This is a genomic window from Bradyrhizobium acaciae (genome assembly GCF_020889785.1).
Lineage (GTDB): Bacteria > Pseudomonadota > Alphaproteobacteria > Rhizobiales > Xanthobacteraceae > Bradyrhizobium > Bradyrhizobium acaciae.
Window position 1 is genome coordinate 20,773 of sequence record NZ_JACMYK010000091.1, and the last position, 7,135, is coordinate 27,907.

The 7,135-nt window shown below is 64.9% G+C and carries 7 protein-coding genes; 2 read left to right on the plus strand and 5 right to left on the minus strand.

Annotated features, from left to right (window positions below; translation table 11 throughout):
* The first annotated feature begins 153 nt into the window (after positions 1 to 153).
* Positions 154 to 552, plus strand: a complete 399-nt coding sequence (locus H8A92_RS27520) for a BA14K family protein (RefSeq protein WP_229198665.1) — start codon at positions 154 to 156, stop codon at positions 550 to 552.
* A gap of 150 nt (positions 553 to 702) precedes the next feature.
* On the opposite strand, the gene H8A92_RS27525 is transcribed toward H8A92_RS27520, so the two are convergent.
* The 3 genes from H8A92_RS27525 to lipA all read right to left on the minus strand — a co-directional run bounded on the left by H8A92_RS27525 (position 703) and on the right by lipA (position 2,747).
* The gene (locus H8A92_RS27525; protein WP_229198666.1) at positions 703 to 1,170 is read right to left on the minus strand and encodes a type II toxin-antitoxin system RatA family toxin; all 468 of its coding nucleotides are present in this window, start codon (positions 1,168 to 1,170) and stop codon (positions 703 to 705) included.
* Entirely contained in the window at positions 1,170 to 1,709 is a 540-nt protein-coding gene (locus tag H8A92_RS27530; RefSeq protein WP_229198667.1) for a P-loop NTPase family protein, read from the minus strand. Before H8A92_RS27530 ends, H8A92_RS27525 begins: the two co-directional genes overlap by 1 nt.
* Before the next feature lie 78 nt (positions 1,710 to 1,787).
* Positions 1,788 to 2,747, minus strand: coding sequence for a lipoyl synthase (gene lipA, locus H8A92_RS27535; protein ID WP_229198668.1), 960 nt, complete (start codon positions 2,745 to 2,747; stop codon positions 1,788 to 1,790).
* 214 nt (positions 2,748 to 2,961) lie between these two features.
* On the opposite strand from lipA, the gene H8A92_RS27540 reads away from it, so the two are divergent.
* Positions 2,962 to 3,567 carry a DNA-3-methyladenine glycosylase gene (locus tag H8A92_RS27540; protein WP_229198669.1) on the plus strand — a complete coding sequence of 202 codons (606 nt, stop codon included), beginning with the start codon at positions 2,962 to 2,964 and terminating at the stop codon, positions 3,565 to 3,567.
* 15 nt (positions 3,568 to 3,582) lie between these two features.
* On the opposite strand, the gene H8A92_RS27545 is transcribed toward H8A92_RS27540, so the two are convergent.
* A complete protein-coding gene (locus tag H8A92_RS27545) occupies positions 3,583 to 6,450 on the minus strand; it encodes a valine--tRNA ligase (RefSeq protein ID WP_229198670.1) in 2,868 nt (955 codons plus the stop codon).
* Positions 6,451 to 6,611: 161 nt separating this feature from the next.
* Positions 6,612 to 7,135: PopZ family protein (locus H8A92_RS27550; RefSeq protein ID WP_229198671.1), on the minus strand; the 524-nt coding region annotated here is incomplete at its 5' end.

Sequence of the window (7,135 nt, forward strand, 5' to 3'; positions counted from 1 at the left end):
CGCAAAGCGCGAGTTCACGCTGCCCTCAAGTCAACTGCGACCCTGTGCCGCCAATCTCCGGCGGAACGACGACGTCGCTTCGCCGTTTTCTGTTGTTCCAACTCTGCTGTTTCAACTGTTCTTCGAACAGCAAAATCCCACAACAAGGAGAAAATGATGAAGTTGGGAACTTTGGTCGTGGCCGCGATCACCGCTGGCGCCATGACGCTGTCGACTATTGCCCCGTCGCTCGCCGCACCGCTCGCGCCCACCGCCCGCTTGCAGGACCAGCCTACCTCCGTCGAGCACGTGCAGTATCGCCACTGGCATGGCGGCCCGCGTTACGGCTATCGGGGCGGGTACGGCTACCGCGACGATTATTATCATCGCGACCGTGGAAACGGCGCTGCGATCATCGGCGGCCTTGCAGCCGGCGCGATCATCGGTGGCGCCATCGCGGCAAGCCAGGCCAAGGCCAATAACGACGCCTATTGCTCCCAGCGCTTCCGCACCTACGATCCGGCTTCGGGCACCTACATTGCGTCCGGCGGCGTGCGCCGTTCCTGCCCGTAGTCATTCGACGCCAATCTCTGTCATGGCCGGGCTTGTCCCGGCCGTCCACGTCTTTCTCTCCAGCGGCAATAAAGACGTGGATGCCCGGCACGAGGCCGGGCATGACGGTGCGGAGAGAGTTATGGCCGCTCGTTCTCTTCAGTAAATCGATCAGGTCGACAACTGCGGCTTCCCGTAGACCTGATCCGCCCGCTTCTCGAACGCGTGGGCAAACCGCCCGAAGGCGGCGTCGAACATCGAGCCCATCAGCATCGCCAGCATCCGGCTCTTGAATTCGTAGTTCAGGAAGAAGCCGACATCGCATTCGGTCTCCGACTTCGGCTCGAAGCTCCAGCGGTTCTCCAGATTGCTGAACGGGCCGCGCAGGTATTCGACCAGGATCTTCAGGTTGGGCCGATCGAGCGTCACCTTGCTGGTGAAGGTTTCCTTGACCAGCTTGAAGGAGACCGTCATGTCGGCCACCACGATTTCGGTGCCGTCGTCCTTGGGCGTGCGCTGGCGGATCTTGAGCGCCTGGCACAGCGGCACGAATTCCGGATAGCGCTCGACGTCGGCGACCAGATCGAACATCTGAGGTGCGGTGTGGCGGACCCGCCGCTTGCTGGAGAATCGTGGCATCAGTGGATACTCGCACGGTTTCGCCGGAGTGCGAGGCGCTTCAGGTAATCGTCCGCCTGGGCCCGATCGGTGAAGCAGACCAGCGATTGATCTGCGCGCAAGCCCGCAAAATACTCGAGCAGCTTCGGGCGCTGCTGCCGGCGATAGGTCCAGACATAACGGAAGAATTCCAGGTCGATTCTCTCCGGGCAGCCTTCGGCCATCTCGGGGCGAACCTGGCCATAGCTCCCGGCAATGCGGCCGAGGATTCCGAGCATGCAGGTCGACCGCGGCAGGTCGAACCAGATGATCGTATCGGACAGCTGCCGGCGCAGCTCACCTGCCCCGCTCTTCATGTAGTTCCCATCCATGATCCAGCGCGGCTCTCGCGCAGCCTCGATCATGCGGCGCTCGAAGTCGTCCTTGTCGGATTCGACCCAGCCCGGTTTCCAGAACAGGGCATCGATCGACACGGTCGGAATGCCCGTCATGGTGGACAGCCGCCGCGCAAAGGTCGACTTGCCGGATCCCGACGATCCCATCACCAGAACGCGCTGCATTGGTCCAGTCCAAGGTTCGGTCAGGGCTCGATCAAGCGATGGCGCATGATGGCGCCCGCCTACCGCCGTTTACAAAATCTAGCGGCCGCGAGCCGGGCGGGCCGCCTGCAGCTTCGCAAAATCCTCGCCGGCGTGATGCGACGAGCGTGTCAGCGGGCTCGCCGACACCATCAGAAAACCCTTGGTATAGGCCACGCGCTCGTAGCCTCCGAATTCGTCCGGCGTCACGTAGCGCATCACGGCGTGATGTTTGCGGGTCGGCTGCAGGTACTGGCCGATGGTCAGGAAATCCACCTCGGCCGAGCGCAGATCGTCCATCACCTGCAGCACCTCGTGGCGCTCTTCGCCGAGGCCGACCATGATGCCCGACTTGGTGAAGATGGTCGGATCCATCTCCTTGACCCGCTGCAGCAGGCGGATCGAATGGAAATAGCGGGCGCCGGGACGGACCGTCAGATAGCGCGACGGCACGGTTTCCAGATTGTGGTTGAAGACGTCGGGCTTGGCCGCAACCACGCGCTCGAGCGCGCCGTCCTTGCGCAGGAAGTCCGGCGTCAGGATCTCGATCGTGGTGGACGGGCAGCGCGCACGGATGGCGCGGATCACTTGCGCAAAATGCTCGGCGCCGCCGTCGGCGAGATCATCCCGATCGACAGAGGTGATGACGACATGGGCCAGTCCCAGCTTGGAGACCCCCTCGGCAACGTGTTCGGGCTCATTGGCGTCGAGCGCGCCGGGCATGCCGGTCTTGACGTTGCAGAACGCACAGGCACGGGTGCAGGTGTCGCCCATGATCATGAAGGTGGCGTGCTTCTTGTCCCAGCACTCACCGATATTGGGGCAGCCCGCCTCCTCGCACACCGTGACGAGGCCGTTCTCCTTCACGATCTTGCGCGTATCCGCATAGCCGCGCGTGTTCGGCGCGCGAACCCGGATCCAGTCCGGCTTCGGCGGCGACACGGCATCCGGCCGGTTCACCTTTTCGGGGTGGCGCGGGCGGAGCTGGGTGGTGGAGACGGTGTCGACGATGGTGACCATAGGTGCCTGCAAGTCGCGCGAGCAAGATCCGGAAAAGTGTAGCCCGGTTTTCCCGCGACAAACCCGGGACGGGTTTGCGCTGGAGATCAGCTCCCAAACTGAAGACCTTAGCTAATCGGTGTTGATGCGGCTCGCAACCCGCCCCACGACCCTAGCAGACCGGCCCATATCTTGGCAGTCTTGCGGCCTGTTCCACGCCGATTCCCACCTCAAAATGGCTCAAAAACCCCGCTTGACCCGTGCGACCGCGCCGCGCCTCGGCAAGGCGCTCAAGCGCTCCTTCTTCGATCGCAGCGTTCTCGAGGTCGCCCCCGACCTGATCGGTGCGACCTTCCTGGTCGGCGGCGTCGGCGGCATCATCACCGAGGTCGAGGCCTACCATCACACCGAACCGGCGGCGCACTCCTACAACGGGCCGACCCCGCGCAACCAGGTGATGTTCGGCCCGCCGGGCTTCTCCTATGTCTACCGCTCCTACGGCATCCATTGGTGCGTCAACCTCGTCTGCGAGCAGCCCGGCTCGGCGAGCGCGGTCTTGATCCGCGCGCTGGAGCCAACCCATGGGCTGGCCGCGATGCGCCGGCGGCGCGGTCTGGAAGACGAACGCGCGCTGTGCTCGGGGCCGGGCAAGCTCTGCGAGGCGCTCGGCATCACCATCGCCCACAGCGAGCTGCCGCTCGACCGTCCGCCGATCGCGCTCCACGCGCGGCTGGAGACGCCCGACATCGTCACCGGATTGCGGATCGGTATCACCAAGGCCGTCGAGCTGCCCTGGCGCTACGGGCTGAAGGGATCGAAATTCCTCAGCAAGCGGTTTTGAGCGTCACAGCCTTAGCTATGACGCCTTCTTCAGCCGCTCGATCGCCTCGAGAATCTTGGCCCGGCGCTCCTGCGCAGCGGCGCGCTTTTCCTTCTCTTCCTCGACGAGCTCTTCCGGCGCGTTGGCGACGAACTTCTCGTTGGAGAGCTTTGCGTCGACCCGCTTGATGTCGGCGTCGGCCTTGCCGAGCTCCTTCTCCAGCCGCGCCCGTTCGGCGGCCAGATCGATCACGCCCTTCAACGGCAGCGCGACGACTTCGCCGCGCACCAGAAGCTGCATGGCGCCTTCCGGCGCGGCGTCGGCGAAGGAGATGTCCGACAACCGCGCGAGGCGCTTGATGGTGTCGTTCCAGCGCTGGGCGCGGTCGCGCGTCTCGTCGGAGCTGGTCACGATCACCAGCGGCGTCAGCGTCGACGGCGGGATGTTCATTTCCGCCTTCACCGAGCGCATCGCCGTGACGAGATCGACCACCCAGCCGATCTCGGCCTCGGCCGCGGGATCGCTGAACTCATCGGCGTCGAGCGCGGCAATGACCGGCGGAATGATCGGATCGACCACCGGACCGGCGGTTGCGATCGCCGCGAGCTGTTCGCCGGTGACGCCCGATTTGCGCGGCCAGGGCGCCAGCACCAGGAGGCCGTCGCGCTTCGCCGTCACCGCCCACAGCTCCTCCGTGATGAAGGGCATGAACGGATGCAGCAGCTTGAGGATCTCATCGCGCGTCCAGGCGATCATGGCGCGCGTTTCGGCTTTGGCGGCGCCCTCCTCGCCCATCAGCACCGGCTTTGCCAGCTCGAGATACCAGTCGCAGAACACGTTCCAGACGAAGCGGTAGATTGCAGCCGCCGCATCGTTGAAGCGATGATCCTCGATCGTCTCGGTCACTTCGCGGGTGACGCGCGAAGTCTCGTGCGCGATCCAGCGGTTCAACGTCTCCCTGGCGCCCTTCGGATCGAAGCCGTCCCGCTTCACGCACTCGTTCATCTCGGCGAAGCGGCAGGCGTTCCAGAACTTGGTCGCGAAGTTGCGGTTGGTTTCGACCAGATGCGGCGACAGACGGATGTCATGGCCCTGCGCCGCCTCGCGGGTCAGCGCGAAGCGCAGCGCGTCGGCACCGTATTCGTCGATCACGCCGAGCGGATCGATCACGTTGCCCTTCGACTTCGACATCTTCGCGCCCTTCTCGTCACGGACGAGACGGTGGATGTAGACGGTCGAGAACGGCGCCTCCTTCATGAAATGGAGGCCCATCATCATCATGCGGGCGACCCAGAAGAAGATGATGTCGAAGCCCGTTACCAGCGTGTTGGTCGGGTAATAGCGCGCGACTTCCGGCGCATCGTCCGGCCAGCCCAGCGTCGAGAACGGCCACAGCGCCGACGAGAACCAGGTGTCGAGCACGTCTTCGTCACGCGTGATGAAGCCCTCGCGCTTGGCGGGATCGACCGCCATGTCGTGGCCCTGCTCCGGCGTGATGACTTCCTGCTCGACGTAATAGCCGAGCGCGTTGCCGACCGCCTCTTCCTCGGTCTCGGCGACGAACACCTTGCCGTCGGGGCCGTACCAGGCCGGGATCTGATGGCCCCACCAGAGCTGGCGCGAAATACACCAGGGCTGGATGTTCTCCATCCATTCGAAATAGGTCTTTTCCCAGTTCCTCGGCACGAAGGTGGTTTCGCCCGAGCGCACCGCCGCGATCGCCGGCTGCGCCAGCGTATGGGCGTCGACATACCACTGGTCGGTGAGATACGGCTCGATCACGACGCCGGAGCGATCGCCATGCGGCACCATGTGGGTGTTGGGCTCGATCCGCTCGAGGAAGCCGAACTCCTCCAGCCGCGCCACGATCTTCTTGCGCGCCGCGAAGCGCTCGATCCCCTGAAACTCCGCCGCGAACTCGTCAGCACCCACCGGCAGGCCGCGCAGATAATCCTCGTTGCCGGAGAGGCTGAGGCAGCCTTCCTGGTCGAGCACGCTGATCTGCGGCAGGCCGTGGCGCTTGCCGATCTCGAAGTCGTTGAAGTCGTGCGCCGGCGTCACCTTGACGGCGCCCGAGCCCTTCTCGGGATCGGAGTAGTCGTCGGCGACGATCGGGATCCGGCGGCCGACCAGCGGCAGGATGACGTGCTGGCCGACCAGATCGGTGTAGCGCTCGTCGTCCGGATGCACCGCGACCGCGGTGTCGCCCAGCATCGTCTCGGGACGTGTCGTCGCGACCACGATGAACGACTTTGGATCCTCGGGATTGAAAGTCCGGCCCTCGATCGGATAGCGCAGGTACCAGAGATGGCCCCTGACCTCGACCTGCTGCACTTCGAGATCGGAGATCGCGGTGAGCAGCTTCGGGTCCCAGTTGACCAGGCGCTTGTCCTTGTAGATCAGGCCCTGCCGGTGCAACTCGACGAACACCTTGACGACAGCGCGCGACAGGCCCTCGTCCATGGTGAAGCGCTCGCGCGACCAGTCGCAGGACGCGCCGAGCCGCTTCAGCTGGTTGACGATGGTGCCGCCACTCTCGGCCTTCCATTGCCAGACCCGCTCGAGGAACTTGGCACGTCCCATATCGCGCCGGCCCGGTTCCTGCCGTTCCATCAGCTGACGCTCGACCACCATCTGGGTGGCGATGCCGGCATGGTCGGTGCCGGGCTGCCACAGCACGTCGCGGCCGCGCATCCGCTCGAAGCGGCACAGGATGTCCTGCAACGTGTTATTGAGCGCGTGGCCCATGTGCAGCGAGCCGGTCACATTCGGCGGCGGGATCACGATGGTGAAAGGCGCGGCATCCTTGCGCTCAGGCCGGCCGGCCTTGAACGCACCGCTGTCCTCCCAGACCTGGGCCATGCGGTGCTCGATATCGGCAGGCTGGTAGTTTTTCTCGATCATGACAATGCGCTGTGGACCTTTGGGGAAAGGCTAGAAAGCCGCCAGAGCGCACCAAGTCAACCGGACCGGCGCGTCAAAACGGCGTTTTGGGCGTTTTGGGCATTTGGGGGCTGAAATGAAGGCCGCCAGCCCTCGCGGCCAGCGTTGCCGCCCGCGCGGAGCTAGCGCCCGCGGGAGACCCGCTCGATCTCGGCCTTGACGATGCGCTCGACCAGCCCCGGCAGGTTATCGTCCAGCCAGGACTTCAGCATCGGCCGCAGCATCTCCTTGACCAGATCCTCCAGCGTCCGGGCATTGTTGCTCAGGACGGTGTTGGCCAGCGAGTTGAAGGCGGATTCGACCGCCCGCATCGTGGTTCCGGAGATGATCTGCTGCATCGGCGCGGGCTCGATCGCGGGCGGCTCCCGAACCGGTTCCGATGCCCGGGTCCGGGCTTCCGTGAACTCGACATCGTCCTGCGGCTCGACCTTGCGGAACGACGGTGCGGGGGCCGGGTCCGGCAGCGCCATGTCGTCGGTGAGCTCGAACACATCGGCTTCGGGTTGGGCTTCGGGCTGCGGCGACGGCCTGATCTCGGCGGCGGGCGTCGCCTCATCGAGGCTGGCGAGCAGCGAATCGATGTCGTCCTGACTGTTGCTGGCCGGTGCCGGCGCAGGCGGCGGTGATTTCGGCGCGGGCGCGGCAG